Here is a 20,904-nt window from a genome sequence, read left to right as displayed (position 1 = left end):
CACTTGCGGACATGCCGGCTGTACCGATGGTAGACCCTGCGCAACCTGTCGGGGCAAGGCCTGTTGGGCTGGACGTGGTTGCGTTTTCAACAACCGCATCCAACAAAGGGAATCGAACATCATGGCGAACCAGAGCGACGGCCGCAGCGCAGGCGGCCAGCATTCCGGCGGCAACTTCAAGAATGATCCGGAGCGTGCGGCCGAGGCAGGCAAGAAGGGTGGCGATGCATCGGGCGGCAACTTCAAGAACGACCCGGAACGCGCCGCCGAGGCCGGCAAGAAGGGCGGCGAGCACAGCCATGGCGGCCAGGGCCAGAAGGGCTGAGGGCAGGGACCGGCCGCCCGTCCGCGGCCGGTCCATCCCATCCCGGAAAAGCGCGCCCTCGCGGCGCGCTTTTTCTTTTTGTCATGCGGTCTTGCGCCGGTTCGGCCGGAGGGTCCATTCTTCATCCGCTCCCGCCACCCGTGCCACCGCACACCTGACATTGTCCATTTGAGCGCACCGCCATGATTTCCCCGTGATGACCCTGCCGTCATTCCTCCTTCTGGCTGCGGTCATGGCAACCCTGTGGATCGCGGCGCGCAGCTGGACCCTGCCCGCCTTTCCCGGCCGCACCGATTTCGTGCTGATGCAGCTGTCGGCCGCCTGGTGGTCGACAGCCGTCGCCGTCGAGAGCATGGTCCCGGCCCCGGCCGACAAGCTGTTCTGGGCCGAGATGGCCTGGATGGGCATCGTCTGCACACCCAGCCTGTGGGCCTTCTTCCTATGGTCCTACACGCGGGGCGAACTGCCGGCACGCTGGCGGCTGGTGCTGGTGACCATCGGATTGGCGACCTGGGCGGTGGCCCTGACCAACGACGCCCACCACCTGTTCTACACCGCCGTCCGGCCGATCAACTCGGAGCCGGGGGCCGCCCTGGTATACAGCCACGGGCTGCTCTTCTACGCCGTCACCATCTACATCTACGCCTTCATGGTGATGAGCATCGTCGTTACCGCCAGCGGCATCCATCGGGCGACACCGGCCTACCGCACCCACTATCTCGGGTTCCTGGTGGTCATGGCGGTGCCGTGGGCCGCCAATGCCGGCTATGTCTTCGGCACCCTGACTCTGTTCGATCTGGATCCGACCGCCTTCAGCTTCCTGCTGATGGATGGGGTCTTCTATTGGCTGATCACCCGGCGCCGCCTGTTCGACCTGTTGCCGGTCGCCCGCGACGCCCTGCTGGACGCTGTGCCGGATCCGGTGCTGGTGCTGGATGGGGACGGCACCGTGGTGGAGGCCAATCCGGCGGCGCAGGCGCTCGCCGGTGCCCCTGCGGCGATCGGGCGGCGGCTGGCCGACCTGCCCGGCCTGTCGGCCCTGTCGGCCACCGCCGACGCCATGCCGATCTGGGGGCCGGCGAAAGGGCCCGGATCGCTGCCTGGGCCGGTGCCGCTGACGCTGGACTGCGACGGCGCCCTGCGCAGCTTCGAGGTGACGCGGGTGCCGCTGGCGGTGGGCGGCGGCGGGCGCGAGGTCGGCTGCCTGCTGATGCTGCGCGACGTCACCCACCGCCGCCGGGCGGAAGCGCGGCTGGAGGATACCGTGCGCCGCCTCGACCTCGCCCGGCTGGAGGCGGAAGAGCGGCTGGTGGCGGAGCAGGAGGCGAAGCGGGCGCTGAACGGCTTCCTGTCGATGGCGGCGCACGAGTTCAAGACGCCGCTCGCCATCATCGACGGGGCGGCACAGCTTCTGCTGATGGATGCGGAGGTGAAGGCCCCCGGCATGCTGCCGCGGCTGGAGAAGATCCGCCGCGCCGTGCGCCGGCAGATCAACATCCTGGAAACCTGCCTTGCCGACGACCGGCTGAACGATCCGGCCTTTGCGTTGCGCCGGGACCGGCTGGCGCTGCCGGCCCTGCTGCGCGCTGCCGCCTCGGCCCAGGGCGACGCCGCGCCCGGCCGGCGCATCGAGCTGGATCTGGACGGCTGCCCGCACTGGGTGGTGGGCGACGGCCCGATGCTGGAGCTGTGCGTCCACAACCTGCTGAACAACGCGCTGAAATACTCCCCCTCCGGCACTCCGGTCGGGCTGCGGGCCCGGGAAGAGGCGGCGGCGGATGGACCGTGGCTGGCGCTGTCGGTCGCCGACCAGGGCATCGGCATCCCGGACAGCGAGCGGAACCGGGTGTTCGACCGCTTCTTCCGCGCGTCCAACACCGGGACGGCGGCGGGGAGCGGCGTCGGGCTGAACATGGTCCGCCGCATCGCAGCACTGCATGGCGGAACCGTGACGGTGGACAGCCGGCTGGGCGAAGGCAGCATCTTCACCCTGCGGATCCCGCTGTCCCAGGAGACGCTCTGCAAAGACGGGATGGCCGAAATGCCGGCGGAGTAATCCGGCCGGGAGATCGTTTCTTGCATTGATTGCCCGGTGAAGGGAATAATCCCGCTCCCTCCCTCTGGACCCTGGCAATATGAGCGATCACGACCCCACCGTCGTCCGGCCGGTGCCGAAACCCCGCGTCCCCCTGGGCATCGAAGAAGTGCTGGTCGCCATCACCATGGCGGCGGTGGCCCTGATCACCTTCGCCAACGTCGTGGTGCGCTACCTGACCGACGTCTCCTTCGCCTTCACCGAGGAGTATTCGATTGCGCTGATGGTCATCCTGACCTTCCTCGGCGCGTCGGCCGCGGTGGTGAAGGACCGGCATATCCGCATCACCTTCGTCACCGACAAGATGTCGCCCGTCAACCGCCGCCGGGCCGAGCTGTTCGCCATGGCCTGCGTCGCGCTGATGTACGGGCTGCTGGTGGTCTATGGCGCCTGGGCGACCTGGGACGATTACCGGTTCGAGGTGACCTCGCCGGCGCTGGGGCTGCCGCAGTGGATCTACACGATCTGCCTGCCGGTCCTGTCGCTGGGAGTGCTGGCCCGCACTGTCGGCCGCATGGTGCGCATCCACAAGGGCACGGAGCCGCTTGAGACCGGACATATCCCGGAGGGCGAGCCGTGATCACCACCCTGCTCTTCGGATCTTTCCTGGTGATGATGGTGCTGGGCGTGCCGATCGCCGCCGCCCTCGGGCTGGCCGGCACCGCCGCCATCGCCTTCGCCCAGCTCGGCGTCATCTCGGTACCGACCAGCGTCTATACCGGCATCGCCAAGTATCCGCTGCTGACCATCCCGATGTTCGTGCTGGCCGGCACCATCTTCGACCGGTCGGGCGTGGCGCAGAAGCTCGTCCGCTTTGCAACCGCCATCGTCGGCCAGGGCAAGGGTGCGCTGGCGGTCATCGCCGTCGTGGTCGCGATGATGATGGGCGGCATTTCGGGTTCCGGTCCGGCCATCGCCGCGGCGGTCTGCGGCGTCATGGCGCCCAGCATGATCCGCGCCGGCTATCCCCGCCCCTACATCGCCAGCGTCATCGCCGCCGCGGCGGCCACCGACATCCTGATCCCGCCGTCGGTCGCACTGATCATCTACAGCGTGCTCGTGCCGGCCGCCCCGACCACCTCGATGTTCGCCGCCGGCATCATTCCCGGCACGCTGGCAGGCCTTGCCCTGATCATCCCGGTCTTCTGGCTGGCACGGAAACACAATCTGGGATCCAAGCTGTCGCACGAGCCGCGCCCGCCCTTCTGGCGCAGCCTGTGGGACGCGTCGCTGGGCCTGTTCGCCAAGGTCATCATCCTGGGCGGCCTGCGTCTCGGCATCTTCACCCCGACGGAAGCGGCGGTGATCGCCGTGGCCTACGGCCTGCTGCTGGGCATGGTGGTCTACCGCACCATCCGCTTCCGCGATCTCTATTCCATGCTGGTCGAGGCGGCGGAGATCTCCGCCATCATCCTGACGGTGATCGCGCTTGCCAGCGTGTTCGGCTGGGCATTGAGCACCCTGTCGGTGATCGACCCCATCGCCGACGCCATCATCCATTCGGGGCTCGGCGAATATGGCGTGATGGCGCTGCTGGTGGTGCTGCTGACCGTCGTCGGGACTTTTCTGGACGGCATCTCCATCTTCATCATCCTGCTGCCGCTGCTGATCCCCATCGCCACCGCCTACAAGTGGGACCTGACCTGGTTCGGCGTCATCCTGACCCTGATGATCGCGGTCGGCCAGTTCACCCCGCCGATGGCCGTCAACCTGATGGTGGCTTGCCGGATGACAGGCTGCACGATGGAAAGCACCCTGCGCTGGGTGATGTGGCCGCTGATCACCATGCTGCTGGTTGTGGCCGCGGTGATCGTCTGGCCGGAACTGGCACTGTGGATGCCGCGGCAGATGGGGTTCTAGAGGAGACGGGCGACGTCGCGGCTGGTCAGATGCAGGTTGGCCGCGGCGCCGTAGCCCCGCTCTGCGATCTTGCCGGCCGCCGCGGCCTCGAACGAGGCGCGGTGGCCAGCGGCGAAGGCGAGACAGTCCTCCGGCATCGGCTCCCGCCGATCCAGCAAGGCCCGGAAGGCCAGCCGGTGGACGGCGCACCAGCCGCCATGCCCGTCCGGTTGGAAGACCAGCGCGTCGATCTCCGCCCGCCAGGACAGCCCCTCCTTGCTCATTCCCGCAGCCCCAATCGCCGGGCAAGGCGGAACAGGTTGCTGCGGTCGAGCCCGAGCGACCGCGCCGCCTGCGCCCAATTGCCGTCATGGCGGTCCAGATGCTCGCGGATCATCCGGCGTTCCAGATCCTCCACCGCGTCGCGCAGCGGCAACTCGGGTAGGTCAGCCGGGCGGGGTTGCGGCACCGGGACGGTCGCTGGCAGGGTGCTCCCCTCTCCCTCGTCCAGCCCAAGATCGGCGGGCGTCAGGGTCAGCACGCCGCCGTCCGGCGGGCGGGCGACGCGGGCGCGGATGGCGCCGCGGCCGATGGCGTGCTCCAGTTCGCGCACATTGCCGGGCCAGGGATAGGCCAGCATGCGCCGCTCCGCCGCCGCCGACAGGCGCAGGTTGCGCAGGCCGAGCCGCGCCCGGTTGCGCTCCAGGAACAGGCCGGCCAACCGCAGAACGTCTGTGCCGCGGTCGCGCAGCGGCGGCACCCGAAGCGGATAGACGCTGAGCCGGTGATAGACGTCGGCGCGGAAGCGGCCCTCCCGCACCTCCGCGGCAAGATCGCGGTTGGTGGCGGCGATCACCCGCACATCGACGGTGATGTGGCGGTCGGAGCCGACGCGCTGGATCTCGCCATTCTGCAAGGCCCGCAGCATCTTCGCCTGCGCCGCCAGCGGCAGTTCGCCGACTTCGTCCAGGAACAGGGTGCCGCCGTCGGCCAGCTCGAACTTGCCGCGCCGGTCGGCCACCGCGCCGGAAAAGGCACCGCGCACATGGCCGAACAGTTCGCTTTCCACCAACGCGTCCGGCAGGGCGGCACAGTTGACGTGGACCAGCGGCCCGGCGGCACGAGGAGAACGGGTATGCAGCCGTCGCGCCACCAGTTCCTTGCCCACCCCGGTTTCGCCCAGCACCAGCACGACGAGGTTGCTGGCCGCCACGGTGTCGATCTCCGCCAGCAGGCTCGCCATCGCCGGGCTGGCGCCGATGGGGTCGAAGTCGAGCCCCTGCGGCGGATCGTCGAGGATCCGCAGGGCGGTGCCGCCATCGCCGACCAGGGCGGCACGCCGCTCCATTGCCGCCGCAAGGTCGGCGGCGAGACGGGCCCAGGCGGCAATCGCCCCTTCCCACCCTTCGAAACGACCCTCGTTCAGCGCATCCAGGGTCAGCATGCCCCACGGCCGCCCATCGACGCTGAGCGGCGCACCGACGCAGTCATGGACATGCAGCCGCTGGCGCAGGTCGGGGATCAGCCCGTCATAGGGATCGGGAAGCTCGCAGCCGGCGGGGAAGCGCAACGGTCCGTCCCCGGCCTCGGCAATCGCCTTCAGACGGGGATGCCCGTCCAGTTCGAAGCGCCGCCCCAGCGTGTCGGGACTGAGGCCGCGGGTGGCGAGCGGCACCAGCACCCCCTCCCCCGCCCGCCCGGTTCCGGCGCGGTCGTCCCGCCGCAGCAGCGCGCAGGCATCGCAAGGCAGGTGACGCGCCATCAGATCGAGCAGCAACGGCCACAGCCGTGCCGGATCGTTCAGCGCCTGCACCAGCGCCCCGGCCTCTTCCAGCGGGAGCCATGGTGTCGAAATGACCGCATCGTTGTCCATCCGACATCATACCGCGCGCGGTCACTTTGACAACGCGGCTTCTGTGCAGCGCGGATTCCCACGCTGCGTCGCTTTGGCACAGGGCTTGCGCTCTGGTTGCGACATCGTGACGCGCAAAAGGATTGCTCCCTCCCATGCTGACGCCTGCCCAGATCGCCGTCATCAAGGCCACCGCTCCCGTCGTCGCCGCCAACGCCAACAAGATCACCGGCACCTTCTATCCGCTGATGTTCGAGCGCTTCCCCGAGGTGCGCGCCGTCTTCAACCAGAGCCACCAGCGCAGCAGCGCCCAGCCGGAAGCGCTGGCCAATGCCATCATCGCCTATGCCTCCAACATCGACCGGCTTGAGGTGCTGGGTCCGGCGGTGGACGGGATCGTGCAGAAACACGTCTCGCTGAACATCACGCCGGATCAGTACAAGATCGTCGGCACCTGCCTGATGGACGCCATCGGCAAGGTTCTGGGCGACGCGGTGACCGCCGAGGTCGCCGACGCCTGGGGTGCCGCCTATTGGCAGTTGGCGGAGCTGCTGATCGCGGCGGAAGAGAAGGAATATGCCCGCAAGGCGGCATTGACCGGCGGCTGGCGTGGCCCCCGCCGCTTCCGCATCGCGGAGAAGACGCCGGAGAGTGCCGTCATCACCTCCTTCCGGCTGGCGCCGGTCGATGGCGGCAGGGTGATGGACTTCCATCCCGGCCAGTATCTCGGCCTGCGGCTGACCATCGACGGCGAGACCGTCCATCGCAACTACAGCCTGTCGGCTTCGCCGAACGGCAAGGACTACCGCATCTCGGTGAAGCGGGAACAGCAGGGGCTGGTTTCCGGCTTCCTTCATGACCGCGTGCAGGTCGGCGACGAGATCGACGTCTATCCGCCTGCCGGCGAGTTCGTGCTGCGCGAAGGCGCCGGTCCGCTGCTGCTGATCACCGGCGGCGTCGGCCAGACCCCCGCCCTGCCGTTGGCCGAACAGGCGCTGGCCGCCGGCCGCAAGGTCATCTACGTCCATGCGGCGCTCAACGGCTCGGTCCATGCCTTCCGCCGGCAGGTCGACGAACTGGCCGCTCTGCATGACGCGCTGAAGCCGGTCTATTGCTATGCCGACCCGCAGCCGGGCGACGAGCCGCACATGGTCGGCCTGCTGGACGAGGAGCGGCTGGGCAAGCTGTTGCCGCAGGAGCCGGGGGTCGCCGCCTATGTCGTCGGTCCCAAACCGTTCATGGCTGCGGTGGTCAAGGCGCTGACCGGGCTCGGCCTGCCGGAGTCGGCCATCGTGCATGAGTTCTTCGGCCCGCGCGAAGCGCTCGCCTGACGCGACGTCGGCACCACCTTGCCTCCGACTGGATGGGCCGGCCTTTTCGAAGGCCGGCCTTCTTTCTGCCGGTCCAGCGGAGCGCAAGGCCGTTTCGCCCGCCGGTTGTGAGTAAATCTGTTATATCACCAGTTTTATATATGCTGACGACCGACCTGGATCATCATTCCGGCTTGCGGCGGCCAAGCCATGCGCGCTTTTAGTGAAATCGAAACCGGGGCCGACTGGCCGATCATTGCGCTGCGGCACGATTCGCACGCCGTCACGGAAGAATCGTGGATTCTCCTTATTTCTTTCTTAAGCGATTTGGCGCTTTGCTAGTCACGGAACGGTCAAATTATTTGCAATTGTTCCTTTTCTGCGACATCGCCTGCGACCCGCCCGCGACCGTCGCAGGCAGGTTCGGTGGAATGAAGGTGCGGCGAGAGCCGGAACGGCCAGCCGCAATGACTTGTGGAGCGTCGGTGTCCGAGCACCGAAGGGGGAGGATGGGATGTCGAAGGATAGCCAGAGCATGATGCGCCATGGCGCACCCGCCAAGGGCGGTGCATGGTATTCCGGGCTGCGCGCCAAGCTGATGATGGCCATCGGCGTGGTGCTGTCCGGCACGCTGGTCGCCGCCGCGGTGGCGCTGATCGGCTATGCGAACGTTCGCACCACCATCGATGCCATCGTCGGCGAAGCGGTGCCTGCGATGACCGAGGGCATGGCGGTGGCGCAGCAGGCCGAACGGCTGGTGGCGCTGGCCCCGGCCCTGACCTCCGCCGACACCGCAGCCGCGCGCGAGGCGGTCTCCGCCCGCATCGCCACCGCGAAGGAGGAGTTCAACGCACGCCTGTCCCGGCTGCGGGCCACCGGTTCCGCCGGCGCTCAGCTCGCCGCGATCGAGGAGGCATCGCAGGGGCTGCTCGGCAATCTGGCGCAGCTCGATCAGGCCGCGGCCGAACGGGTGGCGCTCGGCGCCGAACGCATGGCGATGATGCCGAAGGTGATGGCGGCCGAAGCGGAAATCCAGAAATTCGCCGCCCCCTGGACCTCCGTCCTCAACAATGACGAGGAGCAGGCCCGATCGACCCTGGCGGAGCCGGATGCCGCCCCTACGGCGATGCGCGAGGCGGCGGCCACCCTGAACAAGGTGATGGCGCAGAAGAAGCCGCTGGCCATCGTGACGGCGGAAGCCGCCAACATCCGCAACATGCTGATGGAAGCGTCGACCACCAGGGACGACCAGCGGCTGGCGATCATCGAGACGCGGGTGGGCGTGGCGCTCGCCGGGCTTTCCAACAACGCGGAGACACTGCCGGAACGGCTGGCCGCCGTGGCCACCAAGCAGGCGGAACTGCTGAACGGCTTTTCCATCGGTGAAAACTCCATGGTCACCCTGCGCCAGAAGGAACTGACCATCGAGGGCTATTTCACCCAGCTGCTGGAGAGCAACCACGCCCTGACCACCACGCTGGCCAAGGGCATCTCCACCCTGGTGGACGGGCAGAAGAGCAGCATCGCGGAGGCCAGCGCCGCCACCACCCATATGCTGGACAACAGCCGCCTGACGCAGATCGCCGTCGCGGGGATCAGCATCCTGGTGTCGATCCTGGTGGTCTGGCTCTATATCGGCCGGATCGTCATCCGCCGCATGATGGATCTGAAGACCGGCATGGACCGCATCGCCGCCGGCGATTTGGATGCCGAGATCGCGCTGACCGGCAAGGATGAGATCGCGGAGATGGGTGCCGCACTGCTGGTCTTCCGCGACACCGCGCGCGAGGTGGAGACCGCCCGCACCGCTGCCGAGGCCGAACGCCAGCGGGCCGCCGGCGAACGCCGCCAGACCATGCTGTCGCTGGCCGACCAGTTCGAGAATGGCGTCAAGACGGTGGTGGAAACGGTGTCCGCCGCCGCCACCCAGATGCACCAGACCGCCGCCGGCATGGTGGCGACCGCCGACGACACCTCGCGCCAGGCCGGCAGCGCGGCAGAGGCGGCGGAAACCGCGTCCGTCAACGTGGATGGCGCCGCTTCGGCCGCGCATGAGCTGTCGCAGTCGATCAGCGAGATCGCCCGGCAGGTCACCGAATCGGCGACCATCGCCGCCAAGGCCGCCAATGAGGCGGAGCGCACCGACAGCACCATGCGCGACCTGAATGAGGCGGCCAGCCGAATCGGCGCCGTGCTGGACCTGATCTCCGACATCGCCGGACAGACCAACCTGCTGGCGCTCAACGCCACCATCGAAGCGGCGCGCGCCGGGGAAGCCGGCAAGGGCTTTGCCGTGGTGGCGAGCGAGGTGAAGCAGCTGGCCAGCCAGACGGCGAAGGCCACCGAGCAGATCGCCGGCCAGATCGGCGCCATGCAGCAGGCGACCGGCGAGGCGGTCGGCGCCATCCGCAGCATCGGCCTGACCATCGGCCGCCTGAACGACATCGCCGCCAGCATCGCCGCGGCGGTGGAGGAGCAGGGTGCCGCCACTTCGGAGATCGCCCGCAACGTCCAGCAGGCGGCGGGCGGCACCGCCCAGGCTTCCCAGAACATCGGCCAGGTGCGGACCGCCGCCGGCCAGACCGGCCAGTCGGCCCAGGAAGTCCTGTCGGTCGCCCAGGAGGTCTCCAGCCAGACCGGCCGCCTCCAGCAGCAGATCGACCGCTTCCTCAGTCAGGTGCGGTCGGCATGATGCCAATGAAGGGCCCCTCCTCCACGCAGGAAGAGGGGCCCTTCGTTTTTAACCCTGAACCACCGTCTGGCGCTGGATGCCCAGCCCTTCGACACCCAGCTCCACCACGTCGCCGGCCTTCAGGAAGACCTGCGGCTTCTGGCCCATGCCGACGCCGGGCGGCGTTCCGGTGGAGACGATGTCGCCCGGCTGCAGGCTCATGAAGCGCGACAGGTAGGACACCAGATAGCGCACGCCATAGACCATGGTGGCGCTGCTGCCGTCCTGATAGCGGTGGCCGTTGACCTCCAGCCACATCTTCAGCGCCTGCGGATCCTCGATTTCGTCGCGGGTGACCAGCCACGGACCGGTCGGGCCGAAGCTGTCGCAGCTCTTGCCCTTGGTCCACTGGCCCTGCCGTTCGATCTGGAAGGCACGCTCTGACACGTCGTTGACGATGCAATAGCCGGCGACATGGTCCATCGCCTCGTCTTCCGAGACGTATTTGGCGGTCTTGCCGATGACGAAGGCCAGTTCGACCTCCCAGTCGGTCTTTTCCGAGCCGCGCGGCAGTTCGATCGGATCGTTCGGGCCGACGATGGCGCTGGTCGCCTTCATGAAGATGATCGGCTCCGGCGGAACCGCCATGCCCGTCTCCGCCGCATGGTCGGAGAAGTTCAGGCCGATGCAGACCATCTTGCCCACCTGCCCGACGCAGGGGCCAAGGCGCGGGTTGCCCTCCACCAGCGGCAGCGAGGCCGGGTCGATGGCCCGCAGGCGGTCCAGCCCGTCCGGCAGCAGAGCCGTGCCGGCGATGTCGTCGACATGGACGGACAGATCGCGGATGCGGCCATCGGCATCCAGCAGGCCCGGCTTTTCCTGGCCCGGCGGGCCGTAGCGCAGCAGTTTCATGAAAAACCCTTCCAGATAAGGAGGTTGCCTCCGACAGGACGGCGGTGCCGGCCGATCCTGCCCGGACGGCGCGGAAAGTAAAGGGGGGAGCGAACGAATTGTAGCATTGCTTCACAGACGGGTCGACAAAGCGGTCCGTCTGTAGTAAAACTACATTCGGTTCCGATACGCCTCCATCCGCTGCCCATCCGGCAGCCACTCCGGTCCTCCCATGCTGGACAGCATCGCCTCCTCCCTCGACAGCCTGCGCCGCGCGGAAGCCGCGGTGGCTCGCAGCGTTCTGGCCGATCCCGGGGCGGCGGTGCGCGACAGCCTGGCCCAGCTTGCCGGCAAGTCGGGGGTCAGCGAACCGTCGGTCCTGCGCTTCTGCCGCTCCGCCGGTTTCGGCGGTTTCCAGGAATTCAAGATCGCGCTGGCCCAGCATCTGGCCGCCTCGGCCGCCCGGGAAGAGGCGGGCGACCGCCCGACCCCGCTGGTGCGCGACCTCTCTCCCGGCGACAGCGTCGCCAGTGCGGCGGAAAAGGTGCTGAACCGCTCCATCGACGCGCTGGTCCGCCTGCGCGGCCGGCTCGACAGCATGGCGCTGGAAAAGGCCGCCGGGGTGCTGGCACGGGCGCGGCGGGTGCAGATCGTCGGCGTCGGTGCGTCCGGTGCCGTGGCGCTGGACGCCCATCACAAGCTGTTCCGCCTGCTGCCGCAGGTCACCGCCAGCACCGACGCCCATCTCCAGGCGATGGCCGCCGCGACGCTCGGCCCCGGCGACGCGCTGCTGGCGATCTCCAAGACCGGCACCAGCGACGAGATCTTCGATGTCGCCGCCATCGCCCGCGATGGCGGGGCGACGGTGATCGCCATCACCGCATCGGCGACCCCGCTGGCCGAACGGGCCGACATCCGCCTGACCGTCGATGTGGACGAGGACACCGCGGTCCATACCCCGATGGCCTCCCGTCTGGCACAGCTGGCGCTGATCGACGTGCTGACCGTCGCCGTCGGCTTGCAGGCCCCGCCCGGCCTCGACCGCCGTCTCGCCCGCATCAAGGCCGTCCTGGCCGGGCACCACCGCGCACCGGAGCGGCCGGCTTCCGTTTCAAACTCCGCGTCTTCCCTCACCCGAAAAAAAAACGAGGAATCCTGATGTCCACCACGCAAACCCCGAACGAAATCCTGGATCAGCTCGTCGCGTACGGCGTCGTTCCGGTCATCCGCAACAGCTCCGCCGATCTGGCGCGCACTGCCGTGACCTGGCTGCGCGAGGCCGGTTACGGCACCTTCGAGATCACCATGACGACCCCCGGCGCCGTCGGCCTGATCGAGGAGCTGTCGGCGGAGGGCGGCGCCCTGATCGGCGCCGGCACCGTCCTGACCCCCGCCGCCGTCGCCGACGTGGTGAAGGCCGGCGCCAAGTATGTGGTGTCGCCCTGCGTCGTGCCGAAGGTGGCCGCCGCCTGCCGCGACCATGGCGTGGCCTGCCTGATGGGCGCCCTGACCCCGACCGAGGTGCATGCCGCCATCTCCGCCGGTGCCGACGCCATCAAGATCTTCCCGGCCTCCACCGTCGGCCCGGCGCACATCAAGGCGCTGAAGTCGGTCTTCCCCGGCGTCCGCTTCGTCCCCACCGGCGGCATCGACGCCACCACCGTGGCCTCCTACGTCGCGGCCGGTGTCGCCTGCGTCGGCGCCGGTGGCAAGCTGGTCGATGAAACGCTGGTCAAGAAGGGCGACCGCGAGAGCATCCTCGCCGCCGGCCGCCAGCTGATGGACGCCTATCGCGCCGCCAAGGGTGCCTGAGCGAACCAGCCTGAGGCGGGGGCCGCCCCTCCGCCTCAAACCCCTTCCAGCACCCCGCGCACGGCGTCCATGGCCGCGAGGCCGCGGCTGAAGGCCGATTCCGCGGTGGCGGCCAGCTCCTGTGCCTCCACCCGGCGGCCTTCGCGCATGCCGTCCTCCACCGCCCGCATCAGCCCGACGAAGGCGGTCAGGCCGAAATGGCTGGCGGCCCCGGCAAGCCGGTGGGCGATGTCCTCGATCTCGTCATCGGGGGTGTCGGCTGCGGTCAGGCGGGGCAGCCCTTCCCGGGCCGATTCCAGCAGCAGGCCGCGGATGGTGGCGAAGCGCGCGGGACCGAGGGAGCGGATGTAGCGTTCCAGAATCTCCTCGTTCACATCGTCCTCGACCACCCGCGGGCGGGGCGATGCTTCCGCCGGGAGCATTCCCGCTCCCGCCTCCTCATCGTCGTCGTCACGCGGGGCGACGGCGTTCGACAGCAGGTGCATCAGCCGCTCCGGGAAGATCGGCTTCTCGATCACCGCATCGATGCCGGCGGCGATGTAGCGGGCACGGTCGGCGGCGAAGACGTTGGCGGTCACCGCGACGATGGGCACCGCCGCACGGTCGGCATCCTCCAGGGCACGGATGCGGCGCGCCACCTCCGGCCCATCGATGTCGGGCAGGCGGATGTCCAGCAGAATGGCGTCGAAGTGCCGCCGGGTCGCCAGCTCCAGCGCGCTTTCGCCGGTTTCCGCGACGGTGATGCGGTGGCCGGCGTCGGACAGCAGCCCCAGCGCCACCTCCCGGTTGATCGCGTCGTCCTCCACCAGCAGCAGAGCCAGCGACCGCACCCGGCTGATCGGCAGCAGCCGTCCGGGCCGCGCCGGGAGCGCCGGCTCCTCCACCCGCAGCAAGGGGATGGTGACGGTGAAGACGCTGCCCAGCCCCTCCACACTGTCGACACGGATGCTGCCCTGCATGGCGTCCAGCAGATGGCGGACGATGGCGAGCCCCAGCCCGCTGCCGCCGAACCGCCGGGCAATGGTCGGATCGGCCTGCTCCAGCTTTTCGAAGATGGCGGCGCGGCGGTCGGCCGGCACACCGATCCCGGTGTCGCGCACGGCCAGTCGCAGCATCTCTCCGGCACCGGAACGTTCCGGATCCGGTTCGATGTCGACGCGCAGGTCCACTCCGCCGCGCTCGGTGAACTTCACCGCATTGCCGACGAGGTTCACCAGGATCTGCCGCAGCCGCTGACGGTCGATGACCACCTGTTCCGGAACCTCCGGCGCGATGTCGAGGTCGAGGTAGATCCCTTTCTCGTTCGCCAATCCTTCCACGGTCGCAACGACTTCCTCCAGCACCGGCAGCAGAGCGCAGGGAGCCGGGTCGAGGTCCAGCTTGCCGTCCTCGATCTTGCGCAGGTCGAGGATGTCGTTGACCTGATCGAGCAGCCCGTGGCCGCAGCGCATGATCGACATGGCATAGCGGCGCTCCCCGGCATGCAGCTGCCCGGTCAGCAGCAGCCGGCACAGGCCGAGGATGCCGTTCAGCGGCGTGCGCATCTCGTGGCTGACGGTGGCGAGGAACTCCGTCTTGGCGGCGTCGGCGCGCTCCGCCCGGTCCTTGGCCTGCCGCAGTTCCTCACGCGCCCGGCGCGACGCGGTGATGTCGTTGGCGACGCAGATGATGCGGCAACGCCCGTCGCCCGACCATTCGAAGGGATGGCGCTGCAACGCGAAGACGGTGTTCTCGCCGTTGCGGGGAAGAACCAGCTCCTCCACCCCCAGCGAGCGCATGGATCCCGGATCGCCGCCGGCGAGCGCCCGGCCGGTCTCCGGCCCCAGCACATCGGCCAGCGTGCGGTTCTCGATGTCGGCGCGGCGGGTGCCGAAGCAATCCTCCGCCGCCCGGTTCCACAGCAGGACGCGGCCGCTGTCGCCGTCCAGCACATAGAGGACGCTCGGCACATTGTCGATGACGGCGTCCAGGAAGGCCTGGGTCCGGCGCAGCAGCTCCTCCGCCTCGCGGCGGCGGGTGATGTCGACCACCGAACTGAGCAGCACCTCCTCGCCCTGGAATTCGAAGGCGATGCCGGACAGCAGGCCCCACAGCCGGCGGCCGGAGCGGGTCACCAGTTCGGTCTCCACATCCAGTGCCAGCCCGCTGGTGAAGACGTCGCGGACGAACTCGTCGCGCACCTGCGGGACGTACCAGACACTGGCGGCGGGGCGGCCCAGCAACTCGCCGGCCTCGTCCACCTCGAACAGGTCGGCGGCGCGGCGGTTGACGAAGCGGATCTGGCCGTCGGCGCGGCCGGAGATCACCAGCGGAACCGGGGCGGCCTCCAGCACCGTGCGCAGCCACTGCTCGTTGCGGCGCAGCGCCTCGCTCTTGTCCTCCGTTTCCTGGATGTAGAAGCGCAGGGCACGGGCAAGCTCGCCGATCTCGTCGGCGCCGGTCACCGGCACCTCCGCCCGGCCGCCGCCGGTGCGGTCGCGGATCGCTTCGCTGACCGCCCACAGCCGGGCCAGCACCTTGCGCCGCACATACAGCACCGACAGAACCATTCCCACCACCACGACGCCGACCGAGGCGAAGAACAGGCGGGTGTAGGTGGTCGACACCTCGATCACCTGCTGGCGGCTTTCCTCCGCCGCCTTGGTCTGCTCGACGAAGATGCCGGTGTTGAGTCCGGTGTTGACCAGCGACACCTGATTGGCGCGGTCGACCAGCCCGTTCAGCATCTCAGAGGCCTGCAACTCCGCCTGCCGCTGGCGGAAGACAGAGCGGTCGCCCTCCACCACCGAGCGCATGCCCTCCGCCAGCCGGGCAAGCCGGTCCGCCACATTGTCGCCTGAGCCGTCCGCCGGACCGACCGGGGCGGACCCGTCCAGCGCCGACAGTTGCGCCACCGCACTGTCGGCCAGCCGGGTGAGCGCGAAGCTGTTCTCCGCCTGATGGACCGAGGCGATCAGGAACAGCAGCCGCTCCGCCATCGCCAGCCAGCGCTGCACGCCTGCATCCTCCACCCCGCGCAGGGCCGGTTCGGCCAGGGCGTCGGCCATCCGCCGCACGTCGCGGTTGCGCTCGGCGAGGGCGCGGCGGGCGGTGATGCGGGCGGTCACGCCGCGGTCGATGGCGTCCCGCAGCCGCAGGATCTCGTCGCGCTGACTTTTCAGCCCGCTGATCCGCTGGGTCTGCCGGCCGTCGGAGGAGTCCATCTCCGCCAGCAGCCGGTCATAGCCGTCCAATTGGTCGGCCAACCCTTGCTTGATCGTTTCGCGTCCGAAATTCTCTTGCGACAGCGCCAATTGTTCCAGGGTCCGCATGATCCGCTGGTGCTGGCGCTCCAGCTTGGCAGAGGCGACGACCGCCGGGAACTGCTCCGACGTGACCTTGGTAATGCCGGCATGCAGCCCGTCGAAGGCGATATAGGCGCCAAGCCCGATCAGGAAGGCGACCAGACCGTTGAAGGCGAGCGCACCGAACAATCGCGCGCCGACACCGATCCTGACCACCCCGGCCTTCCCCGATCCAGAAGCGCCCGGCCCCGCCTTGCTGTCGCCCGCCATTCCCGTTCCCGCTTCCCTCGCCCGCACATCGTTTGCGTGGCGGCGCCGGCAGCGTATCATAGCGCGGCCGTCGGATAAGGGGAGAAGGATGGGGTCGAAGCCTGTTGCCGCCACAGTCGGACTGCTGCTGGCGCTGCAACCGTTCCTGTCCGCCGGAACCGTCGCGGCACAGCCGGACGCCGCCGGACGCAACGGCGACCGCCCGGTCCTCGCCGAGATCGAACGGCGCGGGGTCGTGCGCTGCGGGGTGTCCTTCAATCCCGGCTTCGCCGCCAACGACGATGGCGGGCGGCCGGTCGGCTTCATGGTCGATCTGTGCCGGGCGCTGGCCGCAACGGTTTTGGGCAAGGCCGACGCCATCGAAATCCGCCGTCTGTCCAAGCCGCAGGAGTTCGCCGCGGTCGCCACCGGCGAGGTCGACGTCTCCTTCGCCCAGACATCCTGGACGCTGACGCGCGACGCCACCTATGCCGTCGATTTCGGGCCGCCGATCTTCTACGACGTGCAGGGGATCGCCGCATGGCGGCTGCCCGACGGCCATTCGGCGCTGGATGGCGACCTCACGGTCTGCGTCCCGGCCGGAACCACCACCCAGGCCGAACTGGAAACCCTGATCGGCGGCGGCAAGCGGCCCTGGAAGCTGCGCAGCTTCCCCGGCTGGCCCGACACGCTGGAAGCCTTTCTCAGCCGCGACTGCGCGGCGATCAGCGCCGACCGCGCGCTGCTAACCACGGCGCTGCACATGCTGGAAACACCTCAGGACGCGGTGGAGATCGCCGACATTCCATCGTCCCTGGCCTCGCGCGAGCCGCTGGCCCCGCTGACGCCGAACAGCGACCGCAACTGGATGGCGGCGGTGCGCTGGACCATGTTCGCCCTGTTCCTGACCGACGATGCCGGGGTGTCCGGCGCCAACGCCAATTTCCAGCGCATCACAGGCACCAGCGAGATGCGCCGCCTGCTGTCCGGCATGCCGGAGGTAGCGGCGAAAGCGGGATTGCGGCCGGACTGGGCCTATCAGGCGGTGGTGCAGGTCGGCAATTACGGCGAGATCTTCGAACGCAATCTCGGGAACCGGTCGCCCTTCAAGCTCGACCGCGGCCTGAACCGGCCCTGGACTCAAGGGGGCCTGCTCTACGCCCCCGTGTTCCAGTAGGAACCGGTATCCGCCCAAAAGATTAGCGTAACCCATTACCGCGCCCCCGATACCCCCGACCATGGTCGGGGGTGACGCACACTGTTCGTGCACGCAACTATCAGTGACATAACCAAGACTTGGGCTCGGTCATCGAATCACGTGACCGACAAGCCCTGCACGCCAAAAAACCAACCAAAGTTGTGGATTATTCACTTGGGAGGGTGAAGACCATGGCCTATGCGGCTTCGACATCGGACGCCGTCCGACCGATGACGGGCGAGGAGAAGAAAGTCATCTTCGCATCCTCGCTCGGGACCGTCTTCGAATGGTATGACTTCTATCTTTACGGATCGCTCAGCGCGGTCATCGCCGCGCAGTTCTTCTCCGGCGTCAACCCGACCGCCGGCTTCATCTTCGCATTGATGGCGTTCGCCGCCGGCTTTGCGGTCCGTCCCTTCGGCGCCCTGGTCTTCGGCCGTCTTGGCGACATGATCGGCCGCAAATACACCTTCCTGGTCACCATCCTGATCATGGGCCTGTCGACCTTCATCGTCGGCATCCTGCCCAACTACGCCTCCATCGGCATCGCCGCCCCGATCATCCTGATCGGGCTGCGCCTGCTGCAGGGGCTGGCGCTGGGCGGCGAGTATGGCGGTGCCGCGACCTATGTCGCCGAGCATGCACCGCACGGCCGCCGCGGCAACTACACCTCCTGGATTCAGACCACCGCAACGCTCGGCCTGTTCCTGTCGCTCCTGGTCATCCTGGGCTGCCGCGTCGCCATGTCGCCGGAGGACTTCAACGCCTGGGGCTGGCGCATCCCGTTCCTGATCTCCATCGTGCTGCTCGGCATCTCGGTGTGGATCCGGTTGATGCTGAACGAATCGCCCGCCTTCAAGAAGATGAAGGAGGAAGGCAAGCATTCGAAGGCGCCGCTGACCGAATCCTTCGGTGAGTGGAAGAACCTGAAGATCGTCCTGCTCGCCCTGTTCGGCCTCGTCGCCGGCCAGGCGGTGGTCTGGTACACCGGCCAGTTCTATGCCCTGTTCTTCCTGACCCAGACGCTGAAGGTCGATGCCCAGGCGGCTAACCTGATGATTGCGGCGGCCCTGCTGATCGGCACTCCCTTCTTCGTGATCTTCGGCACGCTGGCCGACCGGATCGGCCGCAAGCCGATCATCATGGCCGGGCTGCTGCTGGCCTGCCTGACCTACTTCCCGCTGTTCAAGGGCATCACCCACTACGCCAACCCGGCGCTGGAGGAAGCCATCGCCACCTCGCCGGTCGTCGTCCTCGCCGATCCGAACGAGTGCTCGTTCCAGTTCAATCCGGTCGGCACCAGCCAGTTCACCAGCTCCTGCGACATCGCCAAGAGCGCCCTGGTGAAGCGCGGCATCCCCTACACCAACGAAGTCGCGCCCGCCGGCACCGTGGCGTCGATCAAGGTCGGCAGCACGGTCATCCCAAGCTACACGGCCGTGCCGCAGGCCAACACCACCGTGTCGCTGAGCCACGGCCCGGCCACCGCCGCCACCCCGACCGACGCGAAGGCCGCCGGCGCCGCCTTCGACAAGGGGCTGGGCGATGCGCTGAAGACCGCCAACTACCCGGCCAAGGCCGATCCGGCCCGCATCGACACGGTGATGGTCATCGCCCTGCTGACGGTGCTGGTCCTCTACGTGACGATGGTCTACGGCCCGATCGCCGCGATGCTGGTGGAGATGTTCCCGACCCGCATCCGCTACACTTCGATGTCGCTGCCCTACCACATCGGCAACGGCTGGTTCGGCGGCTTCCTGCCGACCACCTCCTTCGCCATCGTGGCGGCCACCGGCGACATCTACTCCGGCCTCTGGTACCCGATCGTCATCGCCGCGGCGACCCTGGTGATCGGCCTGCTGTTCGTCCGCGAAACCAAGGACGTGGACATCTACCAGCACGACTGACCGCGGACGCATGAACGCCTGACAAGGCAAACGGGCGGAGGGGATGACCCTCCGCCCGTTTGCCGTTCAGCCTCCGCCCGTTCGCCGTCAGGCGATGGTCAGCGTCGCGTTGCGCTGGGCGGCATCGTCCACGGCGAAGGCGGCGCCGGTGGCGGGGGCGAGCGGTGCGGCGACGCGGCCCTCCTCATAGCCCGCGGCGACATAATGGGCGGTCGCCGCCTGCAGGTCGCTGCCGAAGGCCGCCTGCAGATCCGGATAGCGCGCCAGATAGGACTGCGCGTCGAAGCCCAGGCTCCGTCCCTCGGTCCGGCCGATGGTGGCGTAATGCAGCGCCGCCGCCGTCGGGTCGTTGCCGAAGGCCTGGATCAGGTCGGGATTGGCGGCCAGATAGGACTCCGCATCGAAATCGAACCGGCGATTCTCGTTGCGGCCGGTCTCGATGTAATGGCGGGTGGCGTCGGCCGTGTTGGTGCCGAAGGCCGCGGCCAGATCGGGGTTGTCGGCCAGATAGCCGGCGGCGTTGAAGGTCAGCGTCCGCCCCTCGCTCCAGCCGAAGGACCGGTAATGGTCGAAGGCGGCCTCGCTGTCCGTCCCATAGGCGGCGGCAAGGTCCGTGTTGGCGGCGAGATAGGACAGGCCGTCGAACACCGGCGCCGAGGCCCCGGCCACCGTCTGGTCGGTGTACTGGATGAATTCGACGTTGGTCAGCCGGTCATAGCCGTTGGCGTCGATCACATAGATCTCGCCGTTGTGCTTGACGGCGCCGCTGTCGGCCAGCGAGGCGTGGCGGACGACCGTGTCGATGCCGTCGCTGCCGTCGATGACATTGACGCCGCTGCCGCCATCCAGCAGGTCGTCGCCCATGCCGCCCTTGATGGTGTCGTCGCCGGCATAGCCGCGCAGCGTGTCGTTGAGCTCCGACCCGGACAGGCTGTCATTGCCTCCCAGCAGGGCGGCGCGGATCGCCTCAGGGCTGGTGCCGTTGCTCGCCCAGTTCAGAGCCGTCGCCACCGGCAGGTTCAGATCCGACACCGCCACGTCGAGAACGCCGTTGCTCGCGTTGGTGACGCTGGTGATGGTGCCCCCGGTCAGGGCCTTGGTGAGGGGATCGTAGGTGAAATTGCCGCGCAAATCGGTGAACCGGTTGCCGGGATAAGTGATGACGAGCTGGTCGGGCGTGGCACCGGTGATCGTGCCGCCCTGGATGTTCGTCACATCAAGCGCGTCGGTGTTGAGGCTGGACTGGGAACCGGCACTGACCGAAACCATTCGGACTCTCCTTCACCTTTTCGTGTTCGACCAAAGGCTTTGCAGCCTTGCAGGAAGAACACCAAAGGAGGGGAAGTGTCCCGACGGGACCGGGCGGGCGGTCGGGCGGCTCCCTTTGCTCCCCGCGCCACCGGCCGCACCCCTTTGCGCTCGGCCGAAAGTGGAAACCGCAAGCGGATGCCGATTGCGGGCGCGGCGACAA

At 68.4% G+C, this 20,904-nt stretch carries 15 protein-coding genes; 10 read left to right on the top strand and 5 right to left on the bottom strand.

Annotation, left to right across the window (positions count from 1 at the left end; genetic code table 11):
* The first annotated feature begins 121 nt into the window (after positions 1-121).
* The 4 genes from CRT60_RS04300 to CRT60_RS04285 all read left to right on the top strand — a co-directional run bounded on the left by CRT60_RS04300 (position 122) and on the right by CRT60_RS04285 (position 4,280).
* Positions 122-325 (top strand): con-10 family general stress protein, encoded by a 204-nt coding sequence (locus CRT60_RS04300; protein WP_098735225.1) that lies wholly within the window; start codon positions 122-124, stop codon positions 323-325.
* A 196-nt stretch (positions 326-521) separates the two neighbouring features.
* The gene (locus CRT60_RS04295) at positions 522-2,381 is read left to right on the top strand and encodes a sensor histidine kinase (RefSeq protein WP_244592260.1); all 1,860 of its coding nucleotides are present in this window, start codon (positions 522-524) and stop codon (positions 2,379-2,381) included.
* A 79-nt stretch (positions 2,382-2,460) separates the two neighbouring features.
* Positions 2,461-3,000 carry a TRAP transporter small permease gene (locus CRT60_RS04290; protein WP_098735223.1) on the top strand — a complete coding sequence of 180 codons (540 nt, stop codon included), beginning with the start codon at positions 2,461-2,463 and terminating at the stop codon, positions 2,998-3,000.
* The gene (locus tag CRT60_RS04285; RefSeq protein ID WP_098735222.1) at positions 2,997-4,280 is read left to right on the top strand and encodes a TRAP transporter large permease; all 1,284 of its coding nucleotides are present in this window, start codon (positions 2,997-2,999) and stop codon (positions 4,278-4,280) included. Before CRT60_RS04290 ends, CRT60_RS04285 begins: the two co-directional genes overlap by 4 nt.
* Here the strand turns inward: CRT60_RS04285 and CRT60_RS04280 are convergent.
* Together CRT60_RS04280 and norR are read right to left on the bottom strand one after the other, a co-directional pair.
* Complete coding sequence (locus tag CRT60_RS04280) at positions 4,277-4,543, bottom strand: DUF1488 family protein (protein ID WP_098735221.1); 267 nt, start codon at positions 4,541-4,543, stop codon at positions 4,277-4,279. The genes CRT60_RS04285 and CRT60_RS04280 overlap by 4 nt on opposite strands.
* Positions 4,540-6,132 carry a nitric oxide reductase transcriptional regulator NorR gene (gene norR, locus CRT60_RS04275; RefSeq protein ID WP_098735220.1) on the bottom strand — a complete coding sequence of 531 codons (1,593 nt, stop codon included), beginning with the start codon at positions 6,130-6,132 and terminating at the stop codon, positions 4,540-4,542. Before norR ends, CRT60_RS04280 begins: the two co-directional genes overlap by 4 nt.
* Before the next feature lie 134 nt (positions 6,133-6,266).
* On the opposite strand from norR, the gene hmpA reads away from it, so the two are divergent.
* Together hmpA and CRT60_RS04265 are read left to right on the top strand one after the other, a co-directional pair.
* Positions 6,267-7,442 carry an NO-inducible flavohemoprotein gene (gene hmpA / locus CRT60_RS04270; RefSeq protein ID WP_098735219.1) on the top strand — a complete coding sequence of 392 codons (1,176 nt, stop codon included), beginning with the start codon at positions 6,267-6,269 and terminating at the stop codon, positions 7,440-7,442.
* 493 nt (positions 7,443-7,935) lie between these two features.
* Positions 7,936-10,113 carry a methyl-accepting chemotaxis protein gene (locus tag CRT60_RS04265; protein WP_244592259.1) on the top strand — a complete coding sequence of 726 codons (2,178 nt, stop codon included), beginning with the start codon at positions 7,936-7,938 and terminating at the stop codon, positions 10,111-10,113.
* 48 nt (positions 10,114-10,161) lie between these two features.
* Here the strand turns inward: CRT60_RS04265 and CRT60_RS04260 are convergent, their stop codons facing one another.
* On the bottom strand, positions 10,162-11,004 hold the full coding sequence (locus CRT60_RS04260) for a fumarylacetoacetate hydrolase family protein (RefSeq protein ID WP_098735217.1): 843 nt from the start codon (positions 11,002-11,004) through the stop codon (positions 10,162-10,164).
* A 211-nt stretch (positions 11,005-11,215) separates the two neighbouring features.
* Between CRT60_RS04260 and CRT60_RS04255 the strand changes: the two genes are divergently transcribed.
* Together CRT60_RS04255 and CRT60_RS04250 are read left to right on the top strand one after the other, a co-directional pair.
* Positions 11,216-12,142: a MurR/RpiR family transcriptional regulator gene (locus tag CRT60_RS04255; protein WP_098735216.1), complete on the top strand. Its 927-nt coding sequence runs from the start codon at positions 11,216-11,218 to the stop codon at positions 12,140-12,142.
* A complete protein-coding gene (locus CRT60_RS04250; protein WP_098735215.1) occupies positions 12,142-12,795 on the top strand; it encodes a bifunctional 4-hydroxy-2-oxoglutarate aldolase/2-dehydro-3-deoxy-phosphogluconate aldolase in 654 nt (217 codons plus the stop codon). The genes CRT60_RS04255 and CRT60_RS04250 overlap by 1 nt, the downstream gene beginning before the upstream one ends.
* Positions 12,796-12,830: 35 nt before the next feature.
* On the opposite strand, the gene CRT60_RS04245 is transcribed toward CRT60_RS04250, so the two are convergent.
* Complete coding sequence (locus CRT60_RS04245) at positions 12,831-16,349, bottom strand: ATP-binding protein (RefSeq protein WP_098735214.1); 3,519 nt, start codon at positions 16,347-16,349, stop codon at positions 12,831-12,833.
* Between the two features lie 88 nt (positions 16,350-16,437).
* Here CRT60_RS04245 and CRT60_RS04240 point away from each other — a divergent pair, with 88 nt between their 5' ends.
* Positions 16,438-17,505, top strand: coding sequence for a transporter substrate-binding domain-containing protein (locus tag CRT60_RS04240; RefSeq protein WP_098735213.1), 1,068 nt, complete (start codon positions 16,438-16,440; stop codon positions 17,503-17,505).
* 212 nt (positions 17,506-17,717) lie between these two features.
* Positions 17,718-19,433 (top strand): MFS transporter, encoded by a 1,716-nt coding sequence (locus CRT60_RS04235; protein WP_098735212.1) that lies wholly within the window; start codon positions 17,718-17,720, stop codon positions 19,431-19,433.
* 87 nt (positions 19,434-19,520) lie between these two features.
* On the opposite strand, the gene CRT60_RS04230 is transcribed toward CRT60_RS04235, so the two are convergent.
* Positions 19,521-20,702 carry a calcium-binding protein gene (locus tag CRT60_RS04230; protein WP_098735211.1) on the bottom strand — a complete coding sequence of 394 codons (1,182 nt, stop codon included), beginning with the start codon at positions 20,700-20,702 and terminating at the stop codon, positions 19,521-19,523.
* Positions 20,703-20,904 lie beyond the last annotated feature (202 nt).

Origin of the sequence: Azospirillum palustre (assembly GCF_002573965.1) — a bacterium.
GTDB lineage: Bacteria > Pseudomonadota > Alphaproteobacteria > Azospirillales > Azospirillaceae > Azospirillum > Azospirillum palustre.
The sequence above is the reverse complement of the archived record's forward strand: the minus strand, read 5'-3'. Positions and strand labels throughout refer to the sequence as shown.

What these genes read in the sequence shown, in the direction of transcription:
- CRT60_RS04300 (WP_098735225.1), top strand. Translation starts at nt 122, where the DNA reads ATGGCGAACCAGAGCGACGGCCGCAGCGCAGGCGGCCAGCATTCCGGC.
- CRT60_RS04295 (WP_244592260.1), top strand. Translation starts at nt 522, where the DNA reads ATGACCCTGCCGTCATTCCTCCTTCTGGCTGCGGTCATGGCAACCCTG.
- CRT60_RS04290 (WP_098735223.1), top strand. Translation starts at nt 2,461, where the DNA reads ATGAGCGATCACGACCCCACCGTCGTCCGGCCGGTGCCGAAACCCCGC.
- CRT60_RS04280 (WP_098735221.1), bottom strand. Translation starts at nt 4,543, where the DNA reads ATGAGCAAGGAGGGGCTGTCCTGGCGGGCGGAGATCGACGCGCTGGTC.
- norR (WP_098735220.1), bottom strand. Translation starts at nt 6,132, where the DNA reads ATGGACAACGATGCGGTCATTTCGACACCATGGCTCCCGCTGGAAGAG.
- hmpA (WP_098735219.1), top strand. Translation starts at nt 6,267, where the DNA reads ATGCTGACGCCTGCCCAGATCGCCGTCATCAAGGCCACCGCTCCCGTC.
- CRT60_RS04265 (WP_244592259.1), top strand. Translation starts at nt 7,936, where the DNA reads ATGTCGAAGGATAGCCAGAGCATGATGCGCCATGGCGCACCCGCCAAG.
- CRT60_RS04260 (WP_098735217.1), bottom strand. Translation starts at nt 11,004, where the DNA reads ATGAAACTGCTGCGCTACGGCCCGCCGGGCCAGGAAAAGCCGGGCCTG.
- CRT60_RS04255 (WP_098735216.1), top strand. Translation starts at nt 11,216, where the DNA reads ATGCTGGACAGCATCGCCTCCTCCCTCGACAGCCTGCGCCGCGCGGAA.
- CRT60_RS04250 (WP_098735215.1), top strand. Translation starts at nt 12,142, where the DNA reads ATGTCCACCACGCAAACCCCGAACGAAATCCTGGATCAGCTCGTCGCG.
- CRT60_RS04245 (WP_098735214.1), bottom strand. Translation starts at nt 16,349, where the DNA reads ATGGCGGGCGACAGCAAGGCGGGGCCGGGCGCTTCTGGATCGGGGAAG.
- CRT60_RS04240 (WP_098735213.1), top strand. Translation starts at nt 16,438, where the DNA reads ATGGGGTCGAAGCCTGTTGCCGCCACAGTCGGACTGCTGCTGGCGCTG.
- CRT60_RS04235 (WP_098735212.1), top strand. Translation starts at nt 17,718, where the DNA reads ATGGCCTATGCGGCTTCGACATCGGACGCCGTCCGACCGATGACGGGC.
- CRT60_RS04230 (WP_098735211.1), bottom strand. Translation starts at nt 20,702, where the DNA reads ATGGTTTCGGTCAGTGCCGGTTCCCAGTCCAGCCTCAACACCGACGCG.